This window comes from Streptococcus parasanguinis (assembly GCF_015556095.1).
Taxonomy (GTDB): Bacteria; Bacillota; Bacilli; order Lactobacillales; family Streptococcaceae; genus Streptococcus; species Streptococcus parasanguinis_Q.
The window spans coordinates 501,433-503,020 of sequence record NZ_JADNLT010000001.1 but is presented as its reverse complement, the minus strand read 5'-3'; the positions used below and the strand labels follow the sequence as shown (position 1 = coordinate 503,020).

Below are 1,588 nucleotides of genomic sequence, written 5' to 3'. Positions count from 1 at the left end.
TTGGTACTTACACAGTAGCAGCAGACGGAACTGTAACCTTTGTTCCTGAAAAATCATTCACAGGTAAAGCACCAGCCGTAACAGTTGTTCGTGAAGATAAGAACGGAACCAAAGCTTCTGCAACTTATACACCAACTGTGACACCAGTCACACCGACAGCTACACCAGTTGAAACAACAGGTAAACAAGGTCAAACCCAAACAGGTAAGCCTGAATTTACTGAAGGCAACAGCCGTGTGCCAATGAACGATGATGTTCCAGCAACCTTCGATGATGGTTCAACAACTAAGACAGTTGATGGCGTTGGTACTTACACAGTAGCAGCAGACGGAACTGTAACCTTTGTTCCTGAAAAATCATTCACAGGTAAAGCACCAGCCGTAACAGTTGTTCGTGAAGATAAGAACGGAACTAAAGCTTCTGCAACTTACACACCAACTGTAACTCCAGTAACTCCAACTGCAACACCAGCTGAATCTACTGGCCCTCAAGGTCTTGTTCAAACTGGCACTGTAACCTTCACTGAAGGTGATGAAGTAGCTCCAATTAACAAGGATTCGATTACTCTTCTTGATGAAAATGGTCAACCAGCAGCATCAGTAGAAGCGAAATCACCAGCAGGTAATGTGATCGGTACATACACAGTTGATAAAGATACAGGTGTAGTTACTTTCACACCAACAGATAAATCTTATTCAGGGGATGTTGTCCCAGTTAAGGTTCAAGCAGCTGATGCAAATGGAACTACAGTTGAAACAACTTATACACCGAAGATTACTCCGGTTGTTCCAACTTCTGAAGATGCTACATCGACAGATATTCAAGGTCAAACACAAACAGGTAAACCAACCTTCACCGAAGGAAATCCAAATGTTCCAATCGATGAAGATACTCCAGCCACCTTCGAAGATGGCTCAACTACGAAGACTGTCGATGGTGAAGGAACTTACACTGTTGCTCCAGACGGAACCGTAACCTTTGTTCCAGAAAAATCATTCACAGGAGAAGGTACAGGCGTAACAGTTAAACGTGTCGATAAGAACGGTACTCCAGTTACTGCTAAGTACACACCAACTGTGACACCGGTAACACCAACAGCAACTCCAGCTACATCAGAAGCACCTCAAGGTGTGGTTCAAACTGGAACAGTAACCTTCACTGAAGGTGACCCAGTTGCACCAATTGACAAAGATACCATTACTCTTCTTGATGAAAATGGTCAGCCAGCAGAATCTGTAGTTGCTAAATCACCAGAAGGTAAAGAAATTGGTACTTTCACAGTTGATAAAGAAACAGGCCTTGTAACCTTCACACCAACGGATAAATCTTACTCAGGTGATGTGGTTCCAGTTAAGGTTCAAGGTAAAGATACAAACGGAACAGTTGCTGAAACAACTTACACACCGAAGATCACTCCAGTTGTCCCAACTGCTGAACCTGCAACATCTACAGATATCCAAGGTAAAACACAAACAGGTACACCAAGCTTCACACCTGGTAACCCTGCAATCCCAATGGATGATGATGTGCCAGCAACCTTTGAAGATGGTTCAACTACGAAGACCATTCCAGGAGAAGGAACTTACAC

The 1,588-nt window shown here is 43.5% G+C and carries 1 pseudogene; it reads left to right on the top strand.

The window, feature by feature from the left end:
* A pseudogene (locus I2E70_RS10535) lies at nt 1–1,588 on the top strand (CshA family fibrillar surface protein C); the annotation flags it as partial.